Source organism: Spirochaetae bacterium HGW-Spirochaetae-1 (assembly GCA_002839375.1).
Classification (GTDB): domain Bacteria; phylum Spirochaetota; class UBA4802; order UBA4802; family UBA5550; genus PGXY01.
Window position 1 is genome coordinate 224,942 of sequence record PGXY01000011.1, and the last position, 26,195, is coordinate 251,136.

28 protein-coding genes are annotated in these 26,195 nt (G+C 49.8%); 10 read left to right on the forward strand and 18 right to left on the reverse strand.

Annotated elements, in window-relative coordinates; translation table 11 throughout:
• Positions 1-397: 397 nt before the first annotated feature.
• The 5 genes from CVV44_21725 to CVV44_21745 are packed head-to-tail and all read left to right on the forward strand — an operon-like array spanning position 398 to position 5,314.
• Positions 398-1,363, forward strand: coding sequence for a 3-oxoacyl-ACP synthase (locus CVV44_21725; protein PKL35428.1), 966 nt, complete (start codon positions 398-400; stop codon positions 1,361-1,363).
• Between the two features lies 1 nt (position 1,364).
• Positions 1,365-2,255 carry a hypothetical protein gene (locus CVV44_21730; protein PKL35429.1) on the forward strand — a complete coding sequence of 297 codons (891 nt, stop codon included), beginning with the start codon at positions 1,365-1,367 and terminating at the stop codon, positions 2,253-2,255.
• 49 nt (positions 2,256-2,304) lie between these two features.
• Positions 2,305-2,616, forward strand: a complete 312-nt coding sequence (locus CVV44_21735; protein ID PKL35430.1) for a hypothetical protein — start codon at positions 2,305-2,307, stop codon at positions 2,614-2,616.
• A 15-nt stretch (positions 2,617-2,631) separates the two neighbouring features.
• The gene (locus CVV44_21740; GenBank protein PKL35431.1) at positions 2,632-3,663 is read left to right on the forward strand and encodes a dehydrogenase; all 1,032 of its coding nucleotides are present in this window, start codon (positions 2,632-2,634) and stop codon (positions 3,661-3,663) included.
• Entirely contained in the window at positions 3,641-5,314 is a 1,674-nt protein-coding gene (locus tag CVV44_21745) for a peptide synthase (protein ID PKL35432.1), read from the forward strand. Before CVV44_21740 ends, CVV44_21745 begins: the two co-directional genes overlap by 23 nt.
• A gap of 25 nt (positions 5,315-5,339) precedes the next feature.
• On the opposite strand, the gene CVV44_21750 is transcribed toward CVV44_21745, so the two are convergent.
• The 13 genes from CVV44_21750 to CVV44_21810 form a co-directional block, all read right to left on the reverse strand.
• On the reverse strand, positions 5,340-6,182 hold the full coding sequence (locus CVV44_21750) for a hypothetical protein (protein ID PKL35433.1): 843 nt from the start codon (positions 6,180-6,182) through the stop codon (positions 5,340-5,342).
• A gap of 83 nt (positions 6,183-6,265) precedes the next feature.
• The gene (flgF, locus tag CVV44_21755; GenBank protein ID PKL35434.1) at positions 6,266-7,102 is read right to left on the reverse strand and encodes a flagellar basal-body rod protein FlgF; all 837 of its coding nucleotides are present in this window, start codon (positions 7,100-7,102) and stop codon (positions 6,266-6,268) included.
• A 199-nt stretch (positions 7,103-7,301) separates the two neighbouring features.
• Positions 7,302-7,757: an arsenate reductase gene (locus tag CVV44_21760; GenBank protein ID PKL35435.1), complete on the reverse strand. Its 456-nt coding sequence runs from the start codon at positions 7,755-7,757 to the stop codon at positions 7,302-7,304.
• A gap of 127 nt (positions 7,758-7,884) precedes the next feature.
• Entirely contained in the window at positions 7,885-8,961 is a 1,077-nt protein-coding gene (locus CVV44_21765) for a hypothetical protein (protein PKL35436.1), read from the reverse strand.
• A 47-nt stretch (positions 8,962-9,008) separates the two neighbouring features.
• Positions 9,009-10,055, reverse strand: a complete 1,047-nt coding sequence (arsB, locus tag CVV44_21770; GenBank protein PKL35437.1) for an arsenical-resistance protein — start codon at positions 10,053-10,055, stop codon at positions 9,009-9,011.
• Between the two features lie 118 nt (positions 10,056-10,173).
• Positions 10,174-10,881, reverse strand: a complete 708-nt coding sequence (locus tag CVV44_21775) for a cytochrome C biogenesis protein (protein PKL35438.1) — start codon at positions 10,879-10,881, stop codon at positions 10,174-10,176.
• A complete protein-coding gene (locus CVV44_21780; protein PKL35439.1) occupies positions 10,881-11,327 on the reverse strand; it encodes a thioredoxin in 447 nt (148 codons plus the stop codon). Before CVV44_21780 ends, CVV44_21775 begins: the two co-directional genes overlap by 1 nt.
• Before the next feature lie 29 nt (positions 11,328-11,356).
• Positions 11,357-11,767, reverse strand: a complete 411-nt coding sequence (locus CVV44_21785) for a hypothetical protein (GenBank protein PKL35440.1) — start codon at positions 11,765-11,767, stop codon at positions 11,357-11,359.
• A 10-nt stretch (positions 11,768-11,777) separates the two neighbouring features.
• Positions 11,778-12,008 carry a thioredoxin family protein gene (locus tag CVV44_21790; protein PKL35441.1) on the reverse strand — a complete coding sequence of 77 codons (231 nt, stop codon included), beginning with the start codon at positions 12,006-12,008 and terminating at the stop codon, positions 11,778-11,780.
• Positions 12,009-12,034: 26 nt separating this feature from the next.
• Positions 12,035-12,835: a hypothetical protein gene (locus CVV44_21795; GenBank protein ID PKL35442.1), complete on the reverse strand. Its 801-nt coding sequence runs from the start codon at positions 12,833-12,835 to the stop codon at positions 12,035-12,037.
• A gap of 105 nt (positions 12,836-12,940) precedes the next feature.
• The gene (locus tag CVV44_21800; GenBank protein ID PKL35443.1) at positions 12,941-13,366 is read right to left on the reverse strand and encodes a hypothetical protein; all 426 of its coding nucleotides are present in this window, start codon (positions 13,364-13,366) and stop codon (positions 12,941-12,943) included.
• Between the two features lie 96 nt (positions 13,367-13,462).
• A complete protein-coding gene (locus CVV44_21805) occupies positions 13,463-14,761 on the reverse strand; it encodes a hypothetical protein (GenBank protein ID PKL35444.1) in 1,299 nt (432 codons plus the stop codon).
• A gap of 108 nt (positions 14,762-14,869) precedes the next feature.
• A complete protein-coding gene (locus tag CVV44_21810; protein ID PKL35445.1) occupies positions 14,870-15,205 on the reverse strand; it encodes a transcriptional regulator in 336 nt (111 codons plus the stop codon).
• A 271-nt stretch (positions 15,206-15,476) separates the two neighbouring features.
• Between CVV44_21810 and CVV44_21815 the strand changes: the two genes are divergently transcribed.
• The gene (locus tag CVV44_21815; protein ID PKL35446.1) at positions 15,477-16,523 is read left to right on the forward strand and encodes a hypothetical protein; all 1,047 of its coding nucleotides are present in this window, start codon (positions 15,477-15,479) and stop codon (positions 16,521-16,523) included.
• A gap of 129 nt (positions 16,524-16,652) precedes the next feature.
• Here CVV44_21815 and CVV44_21820 read toward each other — a convergent pair whose 3' ends face one another.
• From CVV44_21820 to CVV44_21835, 4 genes are all read right to left on the reverse strand, one after another.
• Positions 16,653-18,077: a hypothetical protein gene (locus CVV44_21820; GenBank protein ID PKL35447.1), complete on the reverse strand. Its 1,425-nt coding sequence runs from the start codon at positions 18,075-18,077 to the stop codon at positions 16,653-16,655.
• A 120-nt stretch (positions 18,078-18,197) separates the two neighbouring features.
• The gene (murA, locus tag CVV44_21825; protein PKL35448.1) at positions 18,198-19,466 is read right to left on the reverse strand and encodes a UDP-N-acetylglucosamine 1-carboxyvinyltransferase; all 1,269 of its coding nucleotides are present in this window, start codon (positions 19,464-19,466) and stop codon (positions 18,198-18,200) included.
• Between the two features lie 11 nt (positions 19,467-19,477).
• Complete coding sequence (locus CVV44_21830) at positions 19,478-19,639, reverse strand: twin-arginine translocase TatA/TatE family subunit (protein ID PKL35449.1); 162 nt, start codon at positions 19,637-19,639, stop codon at positions 19,478-19,480.
• Positions 19,640-19,864: 225 nt separating this feature from the next.
• A complete protein-coding gene (locus tag CVV44_21835) occupies positions 19,865-21,025 on the reverse strand; it encodes a hypothetical protein (protein ID PKL35450.1) in 1,161 nt (386 codons plus the stop codon).
• A gap of 255 nt (positions 21,026-21,280) precedes the next feature.
• Here CVV44_21835 and CVV44_21840 point away from each other — a divergent pair, with 255 nt between their 5' ends.
• From CVV44_21840 to CVV44_21850, 3 genes are all read left to right on the forward strand, one after another.
• On the forward strand, positions 21,281-21,547 hold the full coding sequence (locus tag CVV44_21840) for a hypothetical protein (GenBank protein ID PKL35451.1): 267 nt from the start codon (positions 21,281-21,283) through the stop codon (positions 21,545-21,547).
• A gap of 169 nt (positions 21,548-21,716) precedes the next feature.
• Positions 21,717-22,613: a hypothetical protein gene (locus CVV44_21845; protein ID PKL35452.1), complete on the forward strand. Its 897-nt coding sequence runs from the start codon at positions 21,717-21,719 to the stop codon at positions 22,611-22,613.
• 130 nt (positions 22,614-22,743) lie between these two features.
• Positions 22,744-23,010, forward strand: a complete 267-nt coding sequence (locus tag CVV44_21850) for a hypothetical protein (protein ID PKL35453.1) — start codon at positions 22,744-22,746, stop codon at positions 23,008-23,010.
• A gap of 22 nt (positions 23,011-23,032) precedes the next feature.
• Here the strand turns inward: CVV44_21850 and CVV44_21855 are convergent, their stop codons facing one another.
• On the reverse strand, positions 23,033-24,895 hold the full coding sequence (locus CVV44_21855; GenBank protein ID PKL35454.1) for a hypothetical protein: 1,863 nt from the start codon (positions 24,893-24,895) through the stop codon (positions 23,033-23,035).
• Between the two features lie 149 nt (positions 24,896-25,044).
• Here CVV44_21855 and lepB point away from each other — a divergent pair, with 149 nt between their 5' ends.
• On the forward strand, positions 25,045-26,127 hold the full coding sequence (gene lepB / locus CVV44_21860; GenBank protein ID PKL35455.1) for a signal peptidase I: 1,083 nt from the start codon (positions 25,045-25,047) through the stop codon (positions 26,125-26,127).
• Positions 26,128-26,195: the final 68 nt, after the last annotated feature.

Below are 26,195 nucleotides of genomic sequence, written 5' to 3' on the forward strand. Positions count from 1 at the left end.
ATACCTTTTTTATGCATAGCCACTATCTGTCAAGTTTTATGTTGTATCATGGAGTTTATGTGAGTTATAAATCACTAATTTATACTATTTTTCGTAAAAAATCATTGACGTTATTAGTGCATAATATACTTCAGTCAACCTGACATAAAGAAAATTGAGTTGGAAAAATTTATATAAATAAATATACTAAATTGCACATAAAAATTCATACAACCTTCTCCTGAAAATTCAACTGATACAACTGTTACATAGCAATATGATGGCAGTCTCCTGAAGGTAGTATTTTCTGCGCACTTTAAAACAAACCGGAGGGACGTCTTTGAACAGAGCACGAATTGAGAGTATCGGTTTATATCTGCCCGAGACCGTGGTCTCCACAGAGGAATTGGTATCGAGGATGAATACCAAGCCAATTTTTGATCTTGAAAAAATCACGGGCATCAAAAATCGTCGGTTCCGCAGCGACAGCAAGGGTGAAGATACCAGCACCCTGGCCCTCAACGCGGCCAGGGACTGCCTGGAGAGATCGGGCTATGATGCGGCAGATATGGACATTATAATAAATGCTTCAATTTCGAAATACAACGGCAGCCATGTCTGCTATTTTGAACCGACACTGAGCCATTTTGTCAAAAACGGGCTGGGAGCCCATAACGCCATCAACTTCGATATAGCCAACGCCTGCGCCGGCATGAATACGGGCGCCATGATTTTAAACAACATGATCCGGTCCGGTGCGGTCAGGCGGGGCATGGTGGTGAGCGGGGAATGCATCACGCCTATCGCCGACACTGCCATTAAAGAAATCAGCGAGCCCATGGACGACCAGTTTGCCTCACTCACCGTGGGGGACTCCGGGGCGGCCTTCATAATGGACGAGTCGCCCGACGGGAAAGAGGGTTTTGATTTTATCGATTTCACCACCGTGGCCCATTACGCGGAGCTCTGTTTCGGAATGCCCAGTGAAAAGAATCCCGGCATCGCCATGTATACCAGGAGCAAGGAAATGCACAACAAGGACCTGGTGAACACATGGCCCCGACTCCTGGCAGACCATTTTGAAAAAAAGGGGACGATGTTCAATCCTCTGGACTACGATTACATCATCACCCATCAGGTGACTGTAGGGGCCATCAAGACATATCTGAAGGCCGGGAAAGAGTATTTTGACACCGATATGCCGGCCACTCTGACCAGCGTGGAAGAGTATGGCAACACCTCCACCACCACGCACTGGGTTGTGATATACAACGCCCTGAAGGAGAAAAAAATCAAACCGGGAGACCGTATTCTTCTTCTGTCATCGGCATCGGGTATTGCAATCGGTTTTCTTTCTTTCACAATCGGGAACATTGAGGTTTAACATGGGAACAGTAATACGATCGACATTTGTCAGTATGGATAAAAATATACACAGCTCCATAGAACACGCGACCTGTGCAGCCCGGGAGTGTATTTCCGGTGCCGGAATAGATAAGGATGATATCCAGCTCATCATAAACACCGGCGTGTACCGCGACCATAACATTGTGGAACCCGCCATTGCGGCCCTGATACAACAGAGACTGGGCATCAACCCGGAGTTTAAAAACGGGAAGAAAACTTTCGGCTTTGATCTCATCAACGGGTCCTGCGGTTTTCTCAACGCCGCGCAGATTGTGAAATCAATGTTCGACAACGGGGATATCCGATATGCCCTGGTTGTCTCGGGCGACGTGCATCCCTCGAAGCAGGAAACGGAAGAATTTCCTTTTACCCACAGCGGTTCCGCCGTGCTTTTCGAGAACACCGGCGATGAAAAGGGGTTTCAGGATTTCATGTTCAGGACGACTCAGGATATATACGAGGGATTTAAATCAGTCGTGGATGTACGGATCTACGGCAGCCAGGGAAGAGGAAATATTGCTTTTGATATAGACAAAGACTATCCCGATCACCTTGCCGCTTTCACCGGTGAGTCCCTGCAGCGTTTTTATGACGAAAACAGCCGGCTCAGGGAGATCGATCGTGCCGCGGTCAAGCTTGTCACATCACAGCCAGTGAAAGGATTTGGAGAAAAGATTCTTGCCGGGGCAGGGATTGATTCCATTTCCGCCATCTGTGTCCATGATAAGTACGGAGACTCTCACAGTTCCAGTCTGCCCCTGGCCTATCATGAGGGCAGGGAGAACGGATTCATCGGTGATGACAACAGGATCATGTTCGTCGGGGCCGGAGCGGGGCTTACCGTTGGGCTGGGTTATTATATCTCGTGAGGAGATCAGGATCGGGGCGGAGCCACATTGCTTCAAAAACGGGAATCATATGAATAAAAAAAACAATAGTAACGATGAAAATGCAGACAAGGGCAGGAAAAGAATTTTTGCTTATTCCTCCATGGCCGTGGCCCTCCTTCTTCTGCCCGCCGGGATGTATGGTATCGCAGTGATTTCGGGCCGGCCCCTTTGGGGACTATCGGCCTTTCTCGTGACCCTGGCCCTTCATCTTCCACAGCTTCCCGGGGCCTATAGGATAGGCAGGAAAAAAAATCTTTCCACGGCAAGGATAGTGTTCATGACGGTATTTTTCGGCGCTTCGTGGTGGAAACCACTTGAAAAAGGGATCATAGACAGATAGAGCGGGGCTGATGAAATGAAAGTTTTGATCACCGGTGCAAGCGGATTTCTTGGAAGCCACATTGTCGATGCCTGTATCGAACGGGGCGACATGGTTCGCGTCCTGGTCCGTGCATCCAGCGATATATCCTACCTTAAGAAATACGACAATATTGAATATGTCCCGGGAAGTGTTGAGGATGGCTCTTCGCTGCGAAAGGCTGTAGATGGCATTGAGGCCGTGTACCATTCCGCAGCCCGATCCGCTGACTGGGGGACCCGCAGCCAGTTTTACGAAGCTAATTACCTCGGGACGAAAAACATGCTGGATGCCTGCAGGGCCGGCCGTGTGAAACGGCTGGTATACGTGAGCAGCCCCAGTGTCGTTTTCGATTATCACGATGAAAACTTTATAGACGAGGCGCAGCCGTATCCGCGCCGGTATGCCAATGTCTATTCCGAGACCAAGGGCGAGGCGGAAAAACTTGTCCTGACGGAAAACGGCGCAGGTGGGCTTACCACCGTGGCACTTCGTCCCCATGCCATATGGGGCCCCCGGGATCGCATAGGTTTTTTCCCGCAGATTCTTTCACAGATACGGGCCGGGAAATTCAAGGACCTCTCGGGCGGCCGTAAGATACTCGTTGATCTTTGTTACGTCAAGAACGCCGCCCGGGCCTGTATCCTGGCCGCCGAATCATCGCGTGCCGAAGGCAGAGTCTATTTTATTACCGATAACGAGCCGCAGGGCATCAGGGAATTCGCTGCCCGGGTCTGCGCCCTTTTTGATCTGCCCGAACCGGTTGGTTCCGTCAGCCCCCGAACAGCCATGGTTGCGGCTCGTCTCATAGAAACAATCTGGAGGCTTCCTGGCCTGGCCGGGAAAAAACGGCCTCCCTTCACGCGCTATTCCGTAGGAATACTCACCTGTTCCACGACATATTCCATCGAAGCGGCGCAGCGTGACCTGGGATACAATCCCGTTATAGATGTATCAACGGGATTACGCATTCTGAAGGAGTGGATAGATGAAACGGGAGGTGTTGATGAGTTCCTTAAATATACCTGATGTTCGCGAGATCGTCAATATATCGGTTCATCTGAAAAAACATGCCGCCACGGACCCAAACCGGAAGGCCATAATCGTGCCGATGCTGCGCGGCGGCGACGGACGTCGTTCCTATGATCATTACACTTTCGCATGGCTCGACGGGAAGTCAGATAATTATGCCCGGGGTTTTATCTCGGCAGGAATACATCGCGGTACAAAAACCATAGTCATGGTACGCCCCGGCATCGATTTCATTGCCATTACATTTGCACTCTTCAAGATCGGTTCCATACCGGTATTTGTTGATCCCGGCATGGGAATAAGGCGCATGCTCCACTGTTTTAACGAGACCGGGGCCCAGGCCTTTATCGGTATTCCCATTGCCCATGTCATACGTGTTCTGGGCAGGGGATATTTCCGAACCCTGAAGTCATGGATCACTGTGGGCCGGCGTTGGTTCTGGGGCGGATTTACGCTGGAAGATATGGACATAGATGAAAAGGATGAGTTTGTCATTGCTGAAAGCGATCCAGACGAACTGGCCGCCATTTCCTTTACTACGGGAAGCACCGGTCCGGCCAAGGGGGTTTCCTATACCTGGAAAAACATGGACGCTATGCTCAGGCAGCTTAAGGAACAATTCAATCCCGGACCGGGTGATATAGACTGTCCCACGTTTCCGCTCTTTGCCCTGTTTGACGCAGCATCGGGCTGTACCGCGCTTCTTCCCGACATGGATCCACAGAAGCCGGCCCAGGTCAATCCCGATAATATAATTGAAGCAGTCCGTGACTACAGGGTGTCCATGATGTTTGCTTCACCGGCCCTGCTCAACCGTGTGGGGCGCTATTGCAGGGATCGGGACATATCACTTCCCTCCCTGCGCACCGTTATCTCGGGCGGTGCTCCTGTCTCGGGTGCTATCATGCGCTGTTTCAAATCAGTCATGGCCGATGAAGGGGAGCTCTATGCCACATACGGCGCCACGGAATGCCTGCCTATATCATCCATCGGCAGCCGCGAGCGTCTTGAGCCTGCCATGGACTCTATGACAAACAGCGGTATGGGAACCTGCGTAGGACTCCCCTGCGGGCTCGATGTAAAGATAATCGCCATTACCGATCTGCCCGTGGACTCGTTATCTGAGGATATCCTTGTGCAGGGGAGGGGTATCGGGGAGATAATAATTTCCGGAGATCACGTGAGTCCCTGTTACTATGAGAGGGCCGCCGACGATGCACTGGCAAAAATTTATGACCGCAACAAAACCTGGCACCGCACCGGTGATCTGGGGTGGATTGATGCCCAGGGGCGCATCTGGTTCTGCGGCAGGAAAAAACATCGTGTCGTCACGGACGGGGGAACCCTCTACAGTATTCCCTGCGAGGCCGTATTCAATACACATCCCGCTGTTTTCAGGAGCGCCCTGGTGGGAGTCCCCCGGGACGGATACCAGAAACCGGTCATGTGCATAGAACTGGAAAAAGCACACCGGGAGATGAATACCGACAGACTTGAGAGAGAGCTGCTGCAGATAGCACGGAGAAAAGAGATCACGAAGAATATCGATACGATACTATTTCATCCGTCATTTCCCGTGGACATCCGCCACAACGCCAAGATATTCCGTGAGAAGCTGGCACTGTGGGCCGCGGCACGGCTGAAGTAGTCTGAAAGACGGGGATCACGGTTTCTCAGAAATGATACCGGGCGGCCCATATCATTCCGTCCGGACCAGCCGTTACTACCGCATCAATGGCACCGTAATAATCATGAGAGCGCGGGGTGAATATCCAGTATGCAAGGTTGCCAATCACCATACCTACCAGGGAACCTGTCAGTACATCGGTAAAATAGTGTTTATGGTTGCGTACACGAGCAAAGGCTGTCAGGGCTGCCATTCCGTAGAGTGCCGTACCGGGCATTATATATCCTGCCATTATCCTGACCGGGGCAGACGATGAACGCAACGGTCCCGTCGAGAGCACGTCTCCAGCATAACCTGTGAGGAAAGAGGCGCAGTAAAAACCCGAGGATGCATGGCCTGAAAAAAATGAAGCGTTGTCAGAGCCGTCGGGCCTGGGCCTTTGAACCGATATTTTGGTTAACTGTGTCGTCAAGGCCGTGGCGGCATATCCCTCCCAGAAGCGCATCAATATGATTTTTCGCCGTATCCTCTCCTGGCCCTCGGCATTAAAGGCACTGAATGCCATGAAGGAAAGACCCGCGATAGGTGCCCCCCAGTTGAATGCATCTGCTGTTATTCCCAACGGACGGTTAATGCGCAATGGAAAGTGATGGTCAATCCGGTAATCGATAGTGTTGCTATGTTCATCGGGGGGCGTATTTTTCTCATAGCCGAAAAACCTGATGAACAGGGAGGCCGCGGTTATGCCTGCCGTTGTGATTATTTCGGCATAGGTCGGTTCTATCAGTTTCGTTTCTCCGGGGTTGCCGGCGTTAGAAGGGATGCTCAGGAGGCAGATTGCCGCCGTGATGCACATAACGTATGATAATCTGTAGCGAGCGCTTATCATGGTAATTATATGAAACGTGCCGCAGCACAGGAATGGCCGCGGCACGTTTTTTATTGCATTATATCAAGCCCCTACGCAAGCCCCTACCGTATAACATCGTTAATGAGCTTGCCGAGCGTCTGGTCATGGGTTGTGATAGTTTTCTGATTGGCCTCATAGCTTCTCTGAACCTCGATCATATCCACCATTTCCCGTATGATATTGACATTGGATTTTTCCAGGAATCCCTGGCGCACCATAACTTCAGCGGGAGGAAGGGGCGGTCCCGAGAATTCCGTTTCACGGTACATGGAATCGCCCTCTTTTTTTATCTCGCGGATATTCTCAAAGTCGACAATTTTCAACCGGTCCAGAACTACCGGTTCACTCCAGTTATTGTTGGCCATGTTCACCATATCACGGGGGTCGCGGGACAGATCATCGTTGATAAGAATCTCCCCGCGCTCGTTTATCATGAAATTGTTTTTCTGTACAGTTATGGGGCCGTTCTCACCCAGGACTGGGTTGCCGTTATGAGTTACCAGTATGCCGTCCTGGTTTATGGTAAAAGAACCGTCACGGGTGTAGCGTTCTCCGCGTTCCGTGAGTACCGTGAAGAAACCGTGCCCCTCCAGGGCCAGGTCAAAGCTGTTTTCAGTCCTCTGAAGCGAGCCCTGCTCGAATTCCGTAAAGACTTCGTTGACTTCAACGCCTGTACCGAGCTTGCCCACGTAGGGCATGCTGTCGTAGGAACCTGCCGGGGTTATGCCCACGCCGCTCTCATCGGTGCGGCGGATGATCATGTCGGGAAATGCCTTGAAAACGGCCAGATCCTTTTTAAATCCTGTTTTGTCAACATTGGCAAGATTGTTGGCCACAACATCAAGGCGGGCCTGTTGTGCTATCATGCCGCTTGCGCCGGTATATATTCCTCGAAGCATAGTGTTCCTCCACTTATATATTAATATCGTCAGGGAGGGACATAATATGAATTATTTTTGTCGCTGGGGGAAAAATCCCCGGTTGTTCCGGGAATATCCTGCTTATTTTATTTGTTTCATGACATTTATATGGAGCAATGAAATGTCCCATGTTTTAGTTTATTGACTGATGTTTAGCTGCTTGCATGTACGGGGTTTGTTACCCTGGAAGAAAGGGTTGCGCGGCTTTGTCCAGGGCTTCAGGCAGAGTCATGATGTATGCCTCTATCTCGTCACAGACCCGTCGATAATGTACCAGGGCCTCTTCCTCAGAAACAGCGTCTTGTGCCAGGACCGGCGGGTCTTCGAATCCCTGGTGGACCACCCTGGTTTTTCCCGGGAAGAAGGGGCATGTCTCGTTGGCATGGCCGCACACGGTAACCACATAATCAAATGAAATATTCATGAGTTCGTTGACATGCTTTGACCGGCCGCTGCTGATATCGATTCCCTTTTCTTTCATCACCAGTACCGCCCTTGGGTCCAGGGCCTTGGGTGCAGTTCCTGCCGAATATGCATCGATACTATCAGTCTTGAGGTGTCTTGCCAGGCCTTCAGCCATCTGGCTCCGGCATGAATTTCCGGTGCAGAGAAAAAGAATGCGCAGTTTATTCATGGTAATATCCTCCCCAGAAGAATGATGTTGGTATCGTTGATTTGGTTTATTGTCATGAGAATAGTATCGTATTATAATGATACTGTCAGGAAACTGTAAATAAAATATAAAGAAAAGATGCAGATGGCTACGGGCACAGCACAATTCCTTTTGCCCAGAGGCACTCACCACAGGGCGTTTCATTCCAGTAGCAATCCTTATTGTCCACTGTACGGTGCCAGCAGAGGTCGGGGCTGCTGCAGGCCGAACAGTCGGGGAATTCAAAGTATTCAAATTTGTTTCGGAAATCAGTGAATGCCCGTGATTGCCACGAGTCACTGAGATTCGCAGTTTTAATGCTGCCGAAATAACAGCTGCGGTGGAGCCGTCGTGATCCGAAGTACCATGCCGGATGGGTATAGGCCAGTTCCGGGCATGGTGCCATGTCGCCATGGGCCGTGATGAATACGGTCCCGGCTTTGATGAAGGGACAGGAGCGGAGAACATCGGCCTGCTGCCGTGCGATACGCAGTTCGGAAGAGCCCGGCTTCCCTCCCATGAGTTTGACCAGATTAATCCCGGGCTCTTCAAAAATAGTGTAGAGTATTTCGTCATTCATGGATTCGGAGTAGGGAAAGATGTTCGATAGTATGAACCGGTCGATTCCCGCCTCCCGGCCGAATTTCATAATGGATGAAAGTGCTTTATAGTTTGACTTCATGGCCACAATTTCCATCCCCAGACGGGGAAGCCCGGTGCCCGTTGCGGAGCGTGCTTCCCGTATCATTGCAGCCTTTTCAATGAAGGTGGCAGCATCGGCGCCGCGCCGGTTATGAGGAGCTGTCCGCGGATCGTCGTCCCAGGAAAGCCACAGTTCGTTCACGGGCAGTGAAGCCAGGAATGCCGATATTTCACGGTCAAGGAAATGGGCGTTGGATACCATTACCATGTCGGCACCGCACTTTCGGAGCTCCTTCATATGAAAAGCAAAGTCGGGATTGCACAGGGCCTCGCCGAATCCGAGAAGAACGATGCGCCGCAGCGCCGGCAGGGATTTCAGCATGGGTATAAGCCGGCGCATGAAATGCCTGGTGAAATGGCAGGGACTGAAGTCTTCAATGGAATTTCTGACACAGGTGCGGCAGTTCAGGTTGCAGTGCGTCGTGAGTTCCACGTAGACCTGGGTTATTTCCCCTGAAACGAACTGACGTTCCGTGCGCTCCATCCAGGAGAAGAGTTTGTTTTTATGCGGCTTGTTCAGGACTGTAACCGTCAGTCCGTAAAATATTTCTTTCTGAAATACAGGGCCACGTTCACCAGGCCGATAAGCACTGGTACTTCCACTAATGGTCCGATGACCGCCGCGAATGCCGCGCCGGAGTTGATGCCAAAGACTGCTACGGCAACGGCGATGGCAAGCTCGAAGTTGTTGCTTGCCGCAGTGAAGGAAAGGGTCGCTGCAACGGGATATCCCGCACCGATTTTTCTGCTCATGTAGAAACTGACAAGAAACATGAAAACAAAATAAATGAGAAGAGGTATGGCAATGCGCACGACGTCCATGGGTATTTTTACAATGTATTCGCCCTTGAGGCTGAACATGACTACAATGGTGAAGAGTAGGGCGATAAGCGTCATGGGGCTCACCTTGGGGATGAATTTCGTCTCATACCAGTTTTTCCCCTTCAGGGCAATGAGCCCGAATCGGGAAGCAATACCCGCTATGAAGGGGATGCCCAGGTAGATGAACACGCTCTCGGCGATCTGGCCGATGGTGATGGTTACCACGCTTCCCCTGAGTCCGAAAAGGGGCGGCAGCACCGTGATGAAAAACCAGGCATACACGCTGAAAAAGAGGACCTGGAAGATACTGTTGAAGGCCACGAGGCCCGCGGCGTATTCCGTGTCGCCTTTTGCCAGATCGTTCCACACGATGACCATGGCAATACAGCGAGCCAGGCCGATCATGATGAGGCCCACCATATATTCGGGATAGCCGCTCAGGAAGGTGATGGCGAGGAAAAACATGAGTATGGGACCTACGATCCAGTTCTGCACGAGAGAGAGGCCGAGGACTTTCCAGTTTTTAAAGACATCACCCAGCTCTTCGTATTTGACCTTCGCCAGGGGCGGATACATCATGAGGATGAGACCGACCGCGATGGGGATATTTGTAGTTCCGGACTGGAACCGGTTCCAGAAATCGCTCGTTCCGGGATAAAAATATCCCATGGCCACGCCGGCGGCCATGGCTGTAAATATCCATAAGGTAAGAAAGCGATCGATAAAGGAAAGTTTTTTAGTGATATGCTCGGCCATATGAATTTCTCCTCGTTGGAATTGTATGATTTGCCTTTATTTTCACAACTCATGTATGCCGCATCGTGTCATTGCTGTGCAGCGTATTACAGGTTCCGGTATACACGATACACTACTATTATGATTGGGCTGTGTATACAAGATAAATTCCTCCCAGAATCACCAGGGAGCCGCATATTTTTTTCACGATAATGGTACCCTTTGAGTTTTCGCTCCAGTTCAGGTACTTCTGGAGGTACTCCGTAAAGGTCCCGGCGAAAATAATTACGGAACAGTGCCCCAGGGCATAGGCTGTTACCAGCATTATGGCCAGGACCAGATTCGATGAAGCAACACTGAAGGCCACGCCCAGCATGGGCGCCATGTAGGCGAAGGTGCAGGGTCCCAGGGCGATGCCGAACACCAGCCCCAGCATGAAGGCGGCCAGGGCGCCCTTTTTCTTTACGCCCGGTGTAGCGGCGTTTTCCAGGAAGGGAAGGGGTATTACTCCCAGTAAGTGCAGCCCTACGATGAAAAATATAACCGCCACGGAATAATTTCCTATTTTCCCCAGGTCGCCCAGCATGCGGCCCATAAGGCCCGTGATGAGGCCGATGACGGCGATAGTGATGAGTATGCCGCCGGAAAAGAGGGTCGACAGGGCAAAGGCCCTTTTGGTGGTCATGTTCTTCTGCCCGTCTATGAATCCCACGATAAGAGGGATGCTGGCCAGGTGACAGGGGCTTAAGAGTACACTCAGGATTCCCCAGATCAGCGAGGCCAGGAGCGCCGCGTGGGACGAGGTATAGAGCATTTCTGAAAGCCTTGTGAAAATCTCCAGCACCATTATTCCACTCCGCCCTTTTTCAGGACCTGCTCCAGTTGCTCGAAAGGGAAAAAACCCTCGTGTCTGAAATATTCTTTACCCGAGGCGTCGAGAAAGACCTGTGTGGGGATGACGCGGATTCCGTACTGTTGGCCGTAGGGACGTCCTTCAGCGGTCCAGACATCATAAAAAACGACTTTCACCTGGTCGCCATATTTTGACTCAACCTCTTTCATAACGGGCTGCATCATTTTACAGGGGATACAGTTTACAGAACCGATCTCCACGAAGGTAACCTTCAGTGATATTTTCTTTTCAGATTTATTTTTTATCGTTATTTCCGGAGCTGCCCCTTTTTTCTGTGCTGCCTGGGTGCTGTTTGTTGAGCTGTCGTTGCCGCATCCCAGGGCTGTTACCAGTGCGAGAGACAGGATTATTTTTAATGTATACATTTCTTTCGTTCTCATTTATCCGTTGTCCTGTTTAAATTACTTTTTCAGCAACCGCATCCGCAGCCGTCCCCGGTCTGTTCTCGGATCGCTATGCCGATCTTTTCCTTTACGGCCTTATGTATTCTATCGATTATTTCGACTGTCACGGACGTTTTTCCTTTTTCAAGACCCATGTCCGTAAGGATGTAAGACTGCGGTGTTACGCCGACACGTTCCATGGACTTTCTGGCACAGGCCAGGGGGCATCCATCAATAGTGATATTTATATCCGCACCTTTAGCCGAGGCAATGAATCCCGGTATTTCCGCGCCTATGGCGGCCAGGCATGTTTTTGTCGCGAAGCCTTCACTCCACAGTTTTCGCGCCACCCGGTCCGTGACCTCGCCTACGTCGGAAGCTCCCGAGCAGGGATAGAGCAGTGTTGTTCCCCCATTACAGCATTCAGCCATGACCATGTCTCCTTTTTTATGACAATAATTTTTTAATGTCTTCAACCGACGGGACTTTTCCCGCCACCTTGACTACTCCGTCCACCACGAGGGCCGGCGTGATCATGACGCCATAGGCCATGATTTTGTCGATCTCTTTCACCTTGAGCACTTCGTAATCTACGCCCAGCTCGTCAGCAGCCTTGCGGGAGAGTTCTTCCAGCTTATTGCACTTGGGACACCCCGTGCCCAGGATTTCTATTTTCATCTCGTTTCTCCTTTATTGTATTACAGCTATATCATTTTTTCAATGATTCCTTTTAAATCAGTGAGGCGGTATCCCTTTATATCGGGAAGTTTTTTATAATTTGAATACATGACAAGAGGTACCCGGTAATCGTCGCGATGGTCCGTGCCGTGGAGTTTGTCGTGGCCGCCGTGGTCGCTGGTGATGATGATTGTGTACTTCTTTCCATCGGTCGATATGGCGGAGAAAAGCGGCATCAGCTTTCTATCGATTGACGACAATTCATTGAGATATTCCTTTGACATCCAGCCGTATTCCATGCCGGCGTACTCAAGGCCGCTCACATGCAGGAATACAAAGGTATTTTTATGAATACGGATAAAGTCCAGAGCGGAGTCAATGCTGTATTCCTCTGAAAACTCATGCTTTATCACCGCATCATTGACCAGGTAACCCAGTTTGGCCTTGGAATAAAAATAGCCTGTTGCCAGGCCCTTTGAACGGGCCAGGGTAAAAATAGTGGGGCTCTTTACATGTTCATCGCCCTCATACCATGAGTTGTCCTTTTTTCCTGACTCTTCGGGAGTCAGTCCCGTGAACATCGCTGTGTGGGCAATAAGCGTTTTGGGCGGATGAACACTGCTGCCTTCGATGTATTTTCCTTCTTTCGCCAGGGCACTTATGTTCGACGCTCTTTCCGGCGAAAGTGCATCGGGGCGCAGGGAGTCTATGGAAACAACAAGAAATAAATCAGGCGCTCCGGATGCGGGCCTGGGCGTACAGCCAGGGAGTATGACTGCTGAAATGAATAGAGTGACCAATATGGGAATTTCTATTGTTTTTTTCATAAATTTATCGTCCAGGCAAAGCTGTTGATATCGGCTTGCGTGCCGGAGTTAATACGCATGCATCATCATGTGCGCATGCGGAGAATGATGCCGTATGCCCTTATATTATTTCCAGCGATTTCCCCGTCCGGACCATTTGGGGACGCCCGTATCATCGCGCAGTACAACAAGAGTCTCATTTTTTTGTACCGATTTCGCTATGATGACATCACTGCCGTTTTGATTTATACGTGAACCGACGGCCGTTATGGTGTCTCCCTTCGAGATGATTATTTTATCCTTTAAAAACCATTCAGGGCCCAGATGCACATTTATTGTTTCTTTTTCAGTTTTTACCGTCACATGCAATCCCCATGCACCGGTGGTGTTCATTTCTATAACTGTCCCCTTTATCGTTTCTACTGTAGCGGGATTATAATTGCGGTTTGCAGCGTTATAGCCTTTCCCGCCTGCACGCTGTGCAGATACATTGGCAGCAAACATGACCAGAATTGCCGTCGCACATGCAAATAGTAATGAATACTTTTTCATATTGAGCCTCTCTTCCTGTTGATATTTTCTTCCTGCCGGATTATTTTCCCGGCTTTATTCTGAGACCCTGATTTTTTACAAAAAGTTTCCTCAGGGTCAGAAAAACATGCCGAATATCATCCCCGATATCGTTGCCATGACCACTACGAGTAAACAGTACACTATGGTTTTCTGCGTGCCGATGTAGCTGCGGATGACCAGCATATTGGGCAGCGACAGCGCCGGGCCGGCAAGAAGAAGTGAAAGCGCAGGTCCCTTGCCCATACCGCTTCCCAGGAGTGCCTGCACGATGGGCACCTCCGTCAGCGTGGCGAAATACATGAAGGCGCCCACGACTGAGGCGAAAAAGTTTGCTGCCAAAGAATTGCCGCCCACGGCCCACTGGACCCATGCAGCGGGAATTACGCCCTCATTCCCGGGTCTGCCGAGAAGAAAACCCGAGATCAGTACTCCTCCCAGAAGTAACGGTGTAATCTGCTTGGCGAAATCCCAGGTAGAGGTGAACCATTCCCCAGGCTCGCCAGTGTCAGTACTCGTGATAATAGCCAGTCCCAGGGCGCCAGCCGAGAAGGGAACAATGGGATACTCGCCGAACAAGAAGGACAGGGCTGCCACGATAAGGACTACTGGCGTCATCTTCCACCATTTCACATCATACCACAGGACAAGAAACAGGGCGAAGGCTGCGCCAGACACGGCTGTGATTATCCATTTATATGAATATACTAGATAGAAAAATCCCGAGGTATCATCGGATTTTCCCCAGTTGGCAAAAACAAGAATGGCCACCATGGAGGCGAAGTAAATTGTGTCTTTCCACAGAGGCCGCTTGGTCTCGGCTGCGGGCATGTTCATAGTCGCGTTGACTTTCTGTTTTTCTTCGTTACGATAGATGAAATGCATGATGCCGCCGATGACTACGCTGAAGAGTATGGCACCCACAGCCCGGGCTATACCGATATCCACACCGATAACCCGCGCCGTGAGAATGATGGCCAGGACATTGATAGCCGGGCCTGAGTACAGAAATGCGATGGCCGGTCCCAGTCCCGCTCCCATGCGGTAGATGCCGGAAAAGAGCGGCAGCACCGTGCAGGAGCACACTGCCAGTATGGAACCCGATACGGAGCCCACGCCGTAGGCCAGGACCTTGTTGGCCGCGGGCCCCAGGTATTTCATGACTGCTTCCTGTCGAACAAAGGTGGCGATGGCCCCGGCAATGAAAAAGGCAGGAACGAGACAGAGGAGCACATGTTCTTGAGCATACCATTTAGCAAGGTGCAGTGCCTCGAATACGGCGTTATCGAAGCGGGGAACTCCCACGGGCATGTAATAGAGGGCGGCAAAAAAGGCCCCGATCCAGAAGAGCGGTTTCCATTCATTTTTCCAGAACATTTATTTTTCTCCTTAATTGTGTGATGTGGATAATTCCTATTTGCACATTTGGTAAAAAAGCCAAATAATAGAATTAACCACCATCTCACCAGCACAAACAGATATTTTTCATCTTAGTTTGCAGCTCGCCACAACCTTTGCCTGACGGTCCGCCGTGGTTGCCAGTACCGATTCGATACAGCCGATAAAATCCAGGATGCAGGGACAGAGCAGGCTGTAATAAACTGTTGTGCCTTCCTTCTCATCCACCACCAGTCCTGCATTTTTAAGGACGCTCAGATGCTTGGATACTGTAGAGGTGTCGGCGCCTACCATATCTGTGAGCTCTCCTACGGAGCGCCTTTTCTTTTTAAGTTCCTCCACAATGAAAAGCCGTGTGGGGTGGGCCATGGCCTTGATGATGTCAGCCCTGGCCTCGAAACGCAGTTTTGTTTCCCTGTCCATATGGTATCATCCTCAACTATTTGGCAAAATAGCCAAGGATATGGAAATGTCAAGTATTTTCCAGGGGTCAGAGCATGTTTCTCTGTTGTGGGGCTCTGACCCCGCGATGCAGTTTTCCAGGTAACTGAAAATAGCAACGATTATGGAATTCTAATGGACATTGATATGGCACTGTGATAGTTTTCAGGCATATGGTATTTCCACCCGATGGATAACAGGGACGTCAGTTATGAACATGCCGGAAAATTGATTTTACTCACAGGAGGATTCCATGAAACCGTTCAGCGTTTTCTTTCTGCTCATCTGTGCCGCGTCTTTTCTGCATTCCCATGACTCGAGTGCCGGGACAAAGGTCTGGCTCATTGAAAGCAGGCCCAACAAAACTGTTGCGGTTAAAGGAGACCTTTCCACAGGTTTTGAAATCAATGACCTGTCCTGGGCCTGGAACAGTTCCGTTGCCTGCTTCCCGGCGACGCAGCAGAAGAAGTTTACGGGAAAACATGTCCTGTATAAGACGAATATTCCTCCCCATGCTGAGATGACCGTAACGGTCGTTCCCGATGATAAAGGGGCCAACTTCAGCCTGTATGGATACCAGGTAGGGGCCGGGAAAAGCGTCGTGGTGCCCGATCTTACCACCTGTATCACCTGTGAGGCCGATCATAAGTGGGACTATCCCAAGGTGGGGAAAAAACAGGATCACACCCGGACCATTGAGTTCAATGCCATAACCGAATCATATACCATCTATATCGGCGTGACCGGTGCTGATGGCCTTAAGTCGGGCGGATATACGCTGAAGGTAAGCCTCAATACGGGAGATGCGGGTACCGGCGAGCAGAAGCCACTGAAAATCTACGGAGCAAAGGCCCAGAAGGGTAAAATCATTTCCTATTCCGGCGATCTGAAGGACGGTGTCCCCGTCAATGACCTGTCCTGGGCCTCGAAGAGTTCCGTGGCATGTTTCCCCGGGACGCAGAATGAAAAGTTCAGGGGCAACCATATCATTTATGTCACAGAACTCCCTGCGCAGTCGAAGATGACTATCACAGTGATTCCGCAAAATGTCAATGACAACATGAGCATCTATGCATATACTACGGCCGTGGGAAACAAAGCCATGGTACCGGACCTGAACTCCTGTGTCGAATGCGAGGCCGAGCATAAATGGGACTATCCCAAGCGTGGTAAGACCCAGGACCATACCCGGTCCGTGTACCTGGAATCCATGGATAATCCTTACCGCGTGGTAATCGGTGTTGCCGGGGCAAAGGGGGTGTTTTCCGGGAAATTTATCCTTAAAATCGCCGTTGAATGATAATGGACCCTTGCTCAGAGTAAAACATGGTACTCAGAGCAACTTTTTCAGGGGGCTCTGACCCCGGCAGGAATAAAAAAGGCATCCAGTAATGGATGCCTTTCGATAATTAAGATATTGTTTGAGATATCAATATGCGTAAAAATAGGCGTCAAGCTGCCAGGAGGCTGAGCTTGCCATGCCTGATCTGGTACTCCTGAACCAGTAGGCTCTGCCGATGTATTCAGCGTCCGGTGTTTCCCAGGGACATCCCTGGGCCAGCACATAGAGATCGGCACGGCCATCGCCACTGAGGTCCGAAAGGTACACGATGGAACCGAAGTAATCAGTGTCTCCTCCGGTCGATTCATTTTCACCCGTCTTTGTCCATGATGCCGTTGCCGATACTCCCGAGTTGCTGCCGTTATGGATGTATACCACACCCCGACGGTCGCTTGTGCCGCCGCCACCGTAAACATTGGCGCCGAGAGCCAGGTCCGCATAACCGTCATCGTTGACATCGCCGGTGGACATGGTCATGCCCAGAGCATAGTAGTCCGATGATCCCGTGATCGCCCGGTCCGCCGCGGCATCGGTTGTTATGCCCGTTGATGTGCCGTGGAAGATGTAAACCCTGCCGCAGTTGGTGATGGCGGGGCTGGTTGCATCATAAAAGACTGCCGCCACGACGAGATCGGCAAAACCATCATGGTTAAAATCACCCGTTACCATAGTGCTGCCGAAATAATCCGCGCTCGTTTCACCGTTCAGCGTGGTACCGGCCGTGGTGCTGATACCGGTGTCGCTGCCGTAAAAGAGGCTCACCTGTCCTGCCATGGAATTGATACCGCTGGCGCTTACGGCCAGATCGGTGTAGCCGTCGCCGTTGATGTCGCCTGTGGCAAGGCTTGCACCGAAGAAATCACCGGTATTCGTTCCCGTCAGGGTGAGGTCTGCCAAAGTGGAAAGGCCGCCTGTTCCCGATGAATAGTAGAACAATACACCGCCCCTGCCGGAGCTGTATCCCGTATTCCCCATGGCCAGGTCCATGATGCCGTCGCCGTTGAAATCCCCGGCGCACAGGGAATTGTTTGCAACGGTTATCGTGGTATCGGGTGTCGATGAAAGTCCCGAAGCACCGCCGTTGAAAATATACACGAAATCACCGTCGCTTACGGCAAGATCGGCATAACCGTCATCATTGAAGTCTTCCATGACCTGTGTTTCCAGATTGCCCTCGATTTCGGTCAGTGAAATGATCTGGTTTGCCGGTTCGCTTACAGCCGCCTTTCCGCCGTAATACACATGGATGCGCGGATCTGTGCTGCCGTCACCACTGTCAAATCCATACATGCCTTCCACCACGGCCAGGTCGGCGTAGCCGTCACCGTTGACATCGGGCCACCCCGCCACAGGCGCATCGGAGCTGGTGCCGCCGCAGCCAATAAAGGTGCCGGTGCATAATAATATTGTCGATACAAGGATGTCTTTTACTCTTTCCCGCTTCATGAAACCTCCGGAATAATCAGTAATCCCCGCACGGTTTTTGTAGAGTGCTGCAGCGGGCCGATACATGTTTATTGTATGACTATAAAGTGCGGTCTGTATTTTCTGGATATTTATGCCTGTGCCCTATTGCTCGGAGTAACTTTCTCTCCTTACGGTTACTCTGAGCGAGGGTATTGTAAAAAACTATCAGGGATTCCCTCCCGGGACTCTCTTGATATTAGCCCCCAGGGCGATAAGCTTTTCCGTCATTTTCTCATAGCCCCGGTCAGCGTGATAGATTCGCCGTATCTCCGTGGTTCCCTTTGCCTGCAGGGCGGCGATGACCAGGGCAGCGCCTGCCCGCAGGTCCGACATCATGACCGGTGCCGAGGAAAGGGACTTCACTCCGCGGATGATGGCCACGTTTCCCTCGATTGTTATATCGGCACCCATGCGCCGCAGTTCCGGAACGTGAGTGAACCTGTTCTCAAAAATGGTTTCCGTTACCGTGGAGATGCCCGGCACGGTTGTGGCCAGGGACATGATGGGCGCCTGAAGGTCCGTAGGAAAACCGGGATAGGGGAGGGTCTTGATGATGGTGCCCTGGAGTTTTTTCGGTGTCTTTATACCGACCCAGTCTTTCCCCGATTCGAGGGTAAAACCCATCTGCGCCAGCGTTTCTATGAGGGCCTGCACATGTTCCGGTGCCGTGTTTTTCAGTGTCACGGCTCCCCGCGTGATGGCCCCGGCAATGAGGTAGGTCCCGGCTTCGATGCGGTCCGGCATGATGTTGTAGGTGACAGGGACAAGTTTTTTCACGCCCTCCACTTCGATGCGGTCCGTTCCCAGCCCTTTTATATCAGCTCCCATTTTAATAAGAAAGTTGCCAAGATCCACCACGTCGGGCTCCATGGCGCAGTTTTCCAGGATGGTTTTTCCTTTCGCCAGGACGGCACCCATGAGCAGGTTTACCGTGGCTCCCACGGAGACCTTTTTCATGGAAAAGGTACTGCCCTCGAGCTTTTTCGCCCGGGCCTTTATATAGCCATGTTCAAGATTGATTGACGCCCCCAGGGCCTCGAAGCCTGAAAGGTGGATGTCCACGGGCCGTTCGCCGATGGCGCATCCTCCGGGCAGCGACACGTCGGCCTCGCCGGTCCTGGCCAGGAGGGGGCCCATGACATACACCGAGGCGCGCATGGTTTTCACCAGTTCGTAGGGGACCTCGTTGTTTCTAATTTTATTGACGCGTATTTTCAGGATATTATCCTGTTTGTTGAATTCGGTCCCGGCTCCCAGGAATTCTATAACCTTGATGATGGTTCGTATGTCCATGAGGTCGGGAACGTTTTTCAGGACGGTCTCACCGTCGGCAAGCAGGCTCGCTACAATAATGGGCAGTGCCGCGTTCTTGGCTCCCGAGATGGTCACCTCGCCGGAAAGTTTTTTGCCGCCCCTGATTATATAATAGTCCAAAGCAGTCTCCTTTACTTTTTGGTGATATCTTTTATATCATCCACTTCTTTTTTAATTTTATAAATGCCCCTGCCGGCGCTTTTCAGTGAGTTCATGGCCTTATCGCCGCCGAAAAGAACGGCGATTATCACGATAATAATAACTATTTCCCAGCCGCCTGGTATTTGAAGCATGGCGTTTCTCCTTCGGTAATATTGTGGAATAACATGGAAAAATCATGTACATTTGTCAATTCTTTATATGTTTTGATTTTTACCCGCTTTTTCTGACTTTTCCGGAACAATGAACCTGTACAGTGCTGGTTTTAAGACTCTTTCAGGGGCGGCGGAAACCGGTTTTATGAGAGAACAGGTTTGATCGCCTGTGTTCGGCGGTATTTTCTTTGATTTCTTAATTAATCAATGGGGGATGTAGATAATCCGTCCCGGCTGGATGGTGCGGGGATTCTTGATATTGTTAAACCGGATGATTTCCGATGTCTTTTTATTATGACGGCGGGCGATTGAGGAGAGGCAGTCTCCCTCCTTAACACGGTAAGTCGTGACGCGGCGGTTCTGATGTTTGTAGATCTGGTCTTTTTTTCCCACGAGTTTTTTTATCCCATCTTCGGGCAGTCTGAGTGTGTAGGCACCGGAATAGGGAGGGGTGAGATCGAGTTTTAGTTCGGGATTGTACCGGCGGATGACATCTATGGGGACGCTGGAAAGCCGTGCTATATGGTTCACATTGACCGGCCCTGTAAGCGTGAAGAGAGCGGTGTTGAGCGTGGCCGGCTTTTCGATCTCATTTTTGAGGCCGAAGAGATTCTGGTTTTGATATATGAGTGTCAGGGCAATAAACCGCGGTACGTATTCACTGGTTTCCCGCCGAAGGGCGCCGCTGGAGCTCAAGCCCCAGAAATCATTCTGCCCTGTTTTTATCATGGCGCGTCGTACATGGCCGGCCCCTCCGTTGTAGGCGGCCAGGGCAAGCTCCCATGACCCGAAGATGCTGTGAAGACCCCGCAGGTGGCGGAGTGCGGCCCTTGTGGATTTTTCAATGTCGCGCCTCTCATCGACATAACGGTTTCTTTTCAGTCCCAGGGGGTCTGAGGTGTTCTGGACAAACTGCCACATTCCCACGGCCCTGCTCCGGGATACGGCATAAGGATTGAAGGCGCTTTCGATAAGCGGAAGCAGAGACAGTTCCGGTGGAATGTCGGGATATTCCCTGAATATGGCATTCACTATATCCCCGTATATCAGGGAATTAATTATTCCCCTTTTTGCATAGTCTCTTCCCGAGGTAAGATAGATGAGAACATATTTGCGCACATCGTCCCTCTGGCAGATGGATAGGTCTTTCATTGATTCAAAGAGATCTTTATTGTCAAGCCCGGAAGGGCATTGAATGTCCCTGTTGCGATGAGCGTCTGGAATAGAATCAATTTCCCCGCGGCCATATTGCGCGCCGGTGGAGAAGTCGAAGATTCCCCAGGAAAAGAGGTTTTCGTTGATGCCGAAGATCGACAGGAGGATTGTGCCCATAATAATGATTTTTGATATTCTGACTGGTTTCATAATGTCCTGTCCGGTTGATAAACCCCTGCTTCAACAGGGGACATAATAACAATATTGGGCAACATGACCATAGAGGTCAAACATAATTTCTGAATCTGCACCTGCAGTGTTCCCCCGGATGCTTCCTGAACTCATTTCCAATTCTGTCATAAAATTACCGGTCGGGCAATAATTTATTGGAAAGGCCGAGAATAAATTCTTGTAAAAAAATATTCACATGACTCAATTGGCATCAATCTGTAATAGGAGTACGTTATGACGATGAAGGTTGCACTGCATATAAAGGACCACTGCGTGGAAACAGAGGCTAAAAACGAATTGAAACGGCTCATGGATCGATATTTTTCCGAAGATGATGTGGAAGGGGTGCTCGAGGATCAGATAGAAATTCTCCGGGAATTCATTGAAACCAGCGATTTCTCCGGCCTGCGTTCCTCCGATCCCAGGCTTTCCGGCGATACGGAATCTACAGTGGTACTGCAGAAAAACGGGCAGGGGAAAATATCCCTGCAATTTTCCTAGAAATCGGTGATGATTGGTAAAACAGTGTCGGGACAGAGACGGTTTCGGTACAGGGGAACAGCTATTCTTCAGAAAAAAATAGTTGTATTATTTGCCCCATGCGCTATTAATATGATATATGTTTCCTTATAATATAATGATAGCAGAAGGCAGTAAAAAGGATAATTCGATGGAACAGGTAACAATATGGTATCTCGCCGACAATGAGCATGGCGAAAAAATTTACCATGCCATTAAGAGCATGGGGCTTACAATAAACTATATAGACAGCTTTGATTTCAGTCGCACCAACATACTTCGTGAAGAAATAAATATTTTTATATTCGATATAATGCATAAAAATCCCAGCGATATTCTGAAGGCCCTGGCCGATGAATCGCGCATACGGAGTTTTTTGAAGTTCGTCATTCTTTCGAAGAAGGAGATCAAGGAGGCTGTCAAGGTATCTTTTAACCTGCTTCACCTTGAATTTGTCGCACGTCCCCTGGATACGCCCGAGTTTCTTCTCCTTCTGGAAAAGTCCATCATAGTGGAACGGTATCGCGAGATCATGAAATTCATATCAAAGGAAGCCGAGACCCGCATCGAAACATACGAAGGCATGATGAATATAAACAGGAAAAATGTTTTCGAATCGGAAAGGGAGAAGGAAGCTTTTGCCAAGATACTTGAATATGAAAAGAATCTAATCAAAGAGCAGTCAAAATTGAACAAGGCCATGCGGGATTTTACCATCATGCGTCATGAGGAAGCCTTCGAGCTTAAAAGCAGGATACGTGCCGAGGAGATGCTTTCCGATCTGCGGCGCAGGGAAATGATCGATGCCAATAATATTATCCATGCCCAGGAATCGGTGATTGATTTTTCCTCTTATAAACTGGATGAAACCAAGAAAATACTGGATGCTTCGGAGAAGGTTGCCGAGCTGAGCAGAAACGAGGCTCTGACCCTTCATGAAACGCTCACCAAGGAGAGGGAGATGAACAAGTCCCTTTCCGAAGAGATAGACCGGCTGTTGAAAGAGAATGAGAACCTGAAAATAAAAATACAGGGATCAAAACTGTAACAAAGGGGCCGTGACGGTAAAATAACGGTAATCACCGGGCGGTGAGCGTCCGATACTGTAAGCGATATCGCTGGAATGCCCCCGGTGCGGCGGTAAAGACGGATCATCTTAGTTGGAGCGGAATTATATAATGGAATGGGAAAAAATTTTAGCTGACGCCGTGAAAGACGGACAGATAAAAGAACTTTATCTCAGGAAACTGCCGGTTCTCAGGACCACGACGAACTGGAAAAAGGTGGAGCTCGTGGGCTGGATCGATCATCAGTTTAAATATACTCACTATAAAGGCGGCCTTGTGCGGATAAATGAGAAGTTATATTTTGTCCAGGAAAAGACGATCAAGGCCCTTCAGGAATTCATGGACTGGAACTTCCCCCGGAAAATAGTCGTTATCTGAAACACGGCCCCCAGGGCCGGCCTTATTCCCCCTCAAGGTTTTCGAAGAGGGAAATAACCACATCATGCTTTCTTGCTATTTTTACGATATCATCGAGATATTTAATATCTATTATGGCGTAATTAGGTGACAGCTTTTCGATGAGCCCGCTCTTCTTTTTGCTGAAAGCCAGTTCATCGAGAAAGGTGGGATGGCTCGTTTGAAGCAGCACGGCCTCGGTAACGGTTATTCTCAGGGTCTGTCGTGACCATTCATTGAGCAGAAACTTCATATTCTGGGGTATCTGATTTTTAGAATAGGCATTCAGCGTGTCGATGAATGTCTTCAACGGCAGGCCGCGTTTATGTGCCGTAACAATGGATGACCGGGTTATCATGGCGTTGAGGATGACATCGTCCCTGGTGATTTCCGTGTGTGTCATGATATGATAGAGGCTCAGCGACGAAATCTCCTCCGAGGGAATGATGAGGCTGAAATCCGGGTTTATATAGATGCATTTTTGGGGCTCGGGAATCGTGACGGTGGTTTTTACCCTGGCGGTGCGTGATGCGATTTCAATCCCGATCTCGGAAAGCTGGGCATGGCCTTTTATGATGTCGATAATGCCGGTGACGCACAAAAGGTTCAGTGCTGACATGAACTGTTCCGACATGCTCTGGCGGAGATCAATTGTTTCCTGCAGGGAATTGCGCGCCGGTGCTGAAGCCAGGAGTCCCGTAACGGTGATGATCCTGAGATGCTCCAGTGTCGCCTCGGGAAGCTTTGTCATTGTTTTCAGGATAGATGAAATTACCCTGTAAGACGGTATGTCTGTCATGGGAAGAAAAAGCTCGTTGAAATTATCAGTCAGTTCCAGGCTGTGGAGTATTTTCATCAGAAGCGATTGCGGTTCCTCGAAATCGTCTTTAAGTGATGAGATGGAAATGGAGGCCACGTCCTTGTGCATGGACAGGCATTTCATCCTGTTGAGGAAGAACAGCGCCAGCTGTGCCGTCTCTTCGGGGTCGATATTTTTTCCCGTTATCTCTTTGATTGCTATCATGGAATCGGTGATTCTTTTCTGGTCTATTTTCCTGAACTTCATCTGCTTGGTGAGGAACAGACCAAAGGTGGATATGGCGTCATAGGTATAGAGGATGTTCAGAACGAAGCGGTACTGGTTACGGATATCATCCGTCGAGGGAACGTCGTGTTTTTTCAACTCCCCGATTATCGACGGCGCAAGTTTTTCGTTCAGAATGATAAAAGTGCGGAATTCAGGAGATATTGTGTGTACGATTGATGCCAGGCGCTCCTGTACTATGTAGCTCATGGTTTTATTGAATGATGACGGTGTTATCAGCGCCGTGGCCTCTTCAAAGGATAGGATGCCTCCCGCCGCGGCAAGGTGCCTGAGAAACTGCACTATCTTCGCGTCGGGAATTTTCTGCAAAAGGCCGGCATCGCCGGCCCTGGTTTCCAGAGCGGTTTTAATTTTTTTCAGCCTTTCATGTACATCGGCGGTGTCTTTAATATTGATGAGTTCGGCAATCTCGCTAATGCCGTAGATTTTATCAAGCTTATTGGTGAGGAGCTGCCTGTTTTTGATCACATAAAGGAGAAGTTTCTGTGAAAGGTTCGTGGTATGGATTTCCAGTTCCGGAACCGTTGTATGTGTCGCCTTTTCCAGTTCGCCCAGGGTGGCTCCATCACCGTCGTCATAGACGGATTTAATTATTTCCAGTTCCTTCGCGTTCAGGGACTTCAGTACGGCATGGATGCCGGCCGCCGACAGGATGGCCTGCTGGATATCCTTTTCATTGTCGGGTTTACAATGGAGGATTTTTGCGATTTCATTTTTTTTATCGCCGCTTAGTTTTTTCTGGATGTCTGATAGTGATTTCATAGTAAAAAAGTTGTGGACACTGTAATGAGGCTATTTTATATAGACCCAGTTATTTGTGCAATAAATTTTGTATTCTGTTTGTCGTAAATTACTGAAATATCCGATTTTGATTAGAAAAATTTGGTGTTCTGCCGAAAAAGGAGCAATATATGGTCCAATTTTTTCGTTTTGATAAAACTAAAATTCAGGAAAAGGCTTATAACGTGGTTGTTGGTCCTGCCGCTGCCCGTTTTTTCCTGAAGAGAACAGCGTATCTTATTCTCTTTATTTATTCCACCTTTTTTCTTGCCGTGGCTATACCTTTTGTACAAACGCCCTTCATTCCCATATATTTTGTCGGCAGTTTGGCAACTACCATATATATGGCCCGTTTCGTCAACCATTGTATTAAATTTCTGAAATATCGCAACGGCAGCATAAAAATATCTCCCGCAGGCGCGGAGATAAAAGACAGTACAAAGACCTTTACGATACCGGCCGATGACATTACCTATATGGAGTATAACATCCTGGGGAACCTCCTCATCCGGGAGAAAAACGCCGTAACGTCATTTCCCGTGACTCTCCTGGCCGATGAAGATCGCGCAGTTCTCCTGGGATCACTGGAAGACATGGCGCCGAAAAGGACACGGCTTTACCGCAAGGTATGGGAGTTTGTTGACGCCATCGCCGTTGCCCTGGTACTGGCTGTGCACATCATACAATATGTAGTGCAGGCCTATTATATCCCCACGGGCTCCATGGAGGATACACTTCTGGTGGGAGACCATCTCTTTGTGGAAAAAATAACTTATGGACCCATCATTCCTCCCATGCTCGGGATGGAAAAACCGAAGCACCTCAATGTTCTGGGAATACGCGGTGTGAACCGCGGTGATATTGTTATTTTCCGGCCGCCCCATGAACAGGACAAGGATTATATAAAGCGATGCATCGCCATCAGCGGCGATAAATTGGAGATAAAGAACGGTTCGGTGTACGTCAATGGTGAGAAGAAGGAAGAGCCTTATGTAAAAGGCGTCACCTATGATGAGAATACCAGGAGCAAGGTTCAGGGGATTGTGCCCCCGGGTAAGATCGTGGTCCTGGGCGACAACCGTGAGAATTCCATGGATGGCAGGTATTTCGGTTACCTGGATATTGAAAGAATAAAAGGGCGCGCCTTCGTCCTTTACTGGAATACGGAACAGGTTAAGAAGCTCGATTTTTCGCGGATCGGCCTGATACGCTGATCGCCCGTATCAAGGGCCTGCGCCTATTCCGGCCGGCGCAGGCGTGTACGGTGCGGCCCATGAACGGT

What these genes read in the sequence shown, in the direction of transcription:
- CVV44_21725 (PKL35428.1), top strand. Translation starts at nt 398, where the DNA reads ATGAATACCAAGCCAATTTTTGATCTTGAAAAAATCACGGGCATCAAA.
- CVV44_21730 (PKL35429.1), top strand. Translation starts at nt 1,365, where the DNA reads ATGGGAACAGTAATACGATCGACATTTGTCAGTATGGATAAAAATATA.
- CVV44_21735 (PKL35430.1), top strand. Translation starts at nt 2,305, where the DNA reads ATGAATAAAAAAAACAATAGTAACGATGAAAATGCAGACAAGGGCAGG.
- CVV44_21740 (PKL35431.1), top strand. Translation starts at nt 2,632, where the DNA reads ATGAAAGTTTTGATCACCGGTGCAAGCGGATTTCTTGGAAGCCACATT.
- CVV44_21745 (PKL35432.1), top strand. Translation starts at nt 3,641, where the DNA reads ATGAGTTCCTTAAATATACCTGATGTTCGCGAGATCGTCAATATATCG.
- CVV44_21750 (PKL35433.1), bottom strand. Translation starts at nt 6,182, where the DNA reads ATGATAAGCGCTCGCTACAGATTATCATACGTTATGTGCATCACGGCG.
- flgF (PKL35434.1), bottom strand. Translation starts at nt 7,102, where the DNA reads ATGCTTCGAGGAATATATACCGGCGCAAGCGGCATGATAGCACAACAG.
- CVV44_21760 (PKL35435.1), bottom strand. Translation starts at nt 7,757, where the DNA reads ATGAATAAACTGCGCATTCTTTTTCTCTGCACCGGAAATTCATGCCGG.
- CVV44_21765 (PKL35436.1), bottom strand. Translation starts at nt 8,961, where the DNA reads ATGGAGCGCACGGAACGTCAGTTCGTTTCAGGGGAAATAACCCAGGTC.
- arsB (PKL35437.1), bottom strand. Translation starts at nt 10,055, where the DNA reads ATGGCCGAGCATATCACTAAAAAACTTTCCTTTATCGATCGCTTTCTT.
- CVV44_21775 (PKL35438.1), bottom strand. Translation starts at nt 10,881, where the DNA reads ATGGTGCTGGAGATTTTCACAAGGCTTTCAGAAATGCTCTATACCTCG.
- CVV44_21780 (PKL35439.1), bottom strand. Translation starts at nt 11,327, where the DNA reads ATGAGAACGAAAGAAATGTATACATTAAAAATAATCCTGTCTCTCGCA.
- CVV44_21785 (PKL35440.1), bottom strand. Translation starts at nt 11,767, where the DNA reads ATGGTCATGGCTGAATGCTGTAATGGGGGAACAACACTGCTCTATCCC.
- CVV44_21790 (PKL35441.1), bottom strand. Translation starts at nt 12,008, where the DNA reads ATGAAAATAGAAATCCTGGGCACGGGGTGTCCCAAGTGCAATAAGCTG.
- CVV44_21795 (PKL35442.1), bottom strand. Translation starts at nt 12,835, where the DNA reads ATGAAAAAAACAATAGAAATTCCCATATTGGTCACTCTATTCATTTCA.
- CVV44_21800 (PKL35443.1), bottom strand. Translation starts at nt 13,366, where the DNA reads ATGAAAAAGTATTCATTACTATTTGCATGTGCGACGGCAATTCTGGTC.
- CVV44_21805 (PKL35444.1), bottom strand. Translation starts at nt 14,761, where the DNA reads ATGTTCTGGAAAAATGAATGGAAACCGCTCTTCTGGATCGGGGCCTTT.
- CVV44_21810 (PKL35445.1), bottom strand. Translation starts at nt 15,205, where the DNA reads ATGGACAGGGAAACAAAACTGCGTTTCGAGGCCAGGGCTGACATCATC.
- CVV44_21815 (PKL35446.1), top strand. Translation starts at nt 15,477, where the DNA reads ATGAAACCGTTCAGCGTTTTCTTTCTGCTCATCTGTGCCGCGTCTTTT.
- CVV44_21820 (PKL35447.1), bottom strand. Translation starts at nt 18,077, where the DNA reads ATGTATCGGCCCGCTGCAGCACTCTACAAAAACCGTGCGGGGATTACT.
- CVV44_21830 (PKL35449.1), bottom strand. Translation starts at nt 19,639, where the DNA reads ATGCTTCAAATACCAGGCGGCTGGGAAATAGTTATTATTATCGTGATA.
- CVV44_21835 (PKL35450.1), bottom strand. Translation starts at nt 21,025, where the DNA reads ATGAAACCAGTCAGAATATCAAAAATCATTATTATGGGCACAATCCTC.
- CVV44_21840 (PKL35451.1), top strand. Translation starts at nt 21,281, where the DNA reads ATGACGATGAAGGTTGCACTGCATATAAAGGACCACTGCGTGGAAACA.
- CVV44_21845 (PKL35452.1), top strand. Translation starts at nt 21,717, where the DNA reads ATGGAACAGGTAACAATATGGTATCTCGCCGACAATGAGCATGGCGAA.
- CVV44_21850 (PKL35453.1), top strand. Translation starts at nt 22,744, where the DNA reads ATGGAATGGGAAAAAATTTTAGCTGACGCCGTGAAAGACGGACAGATA.
- CVV44_21855 (PKL35454.1), bottom strand. Translation starts at nt 24,895, where the DNA reads ATGAAATCACTATCAGACATCCAGAAAAAACTAAGCGGCGATAAAAAA.
- lepB (PKL35455.1), top strand. Translation starts at nt 25,045, where the DNA reads ATGGTCCAATTTTTTCGTTTTGATAAAACTAAAATTCAGGAAAAGGCT.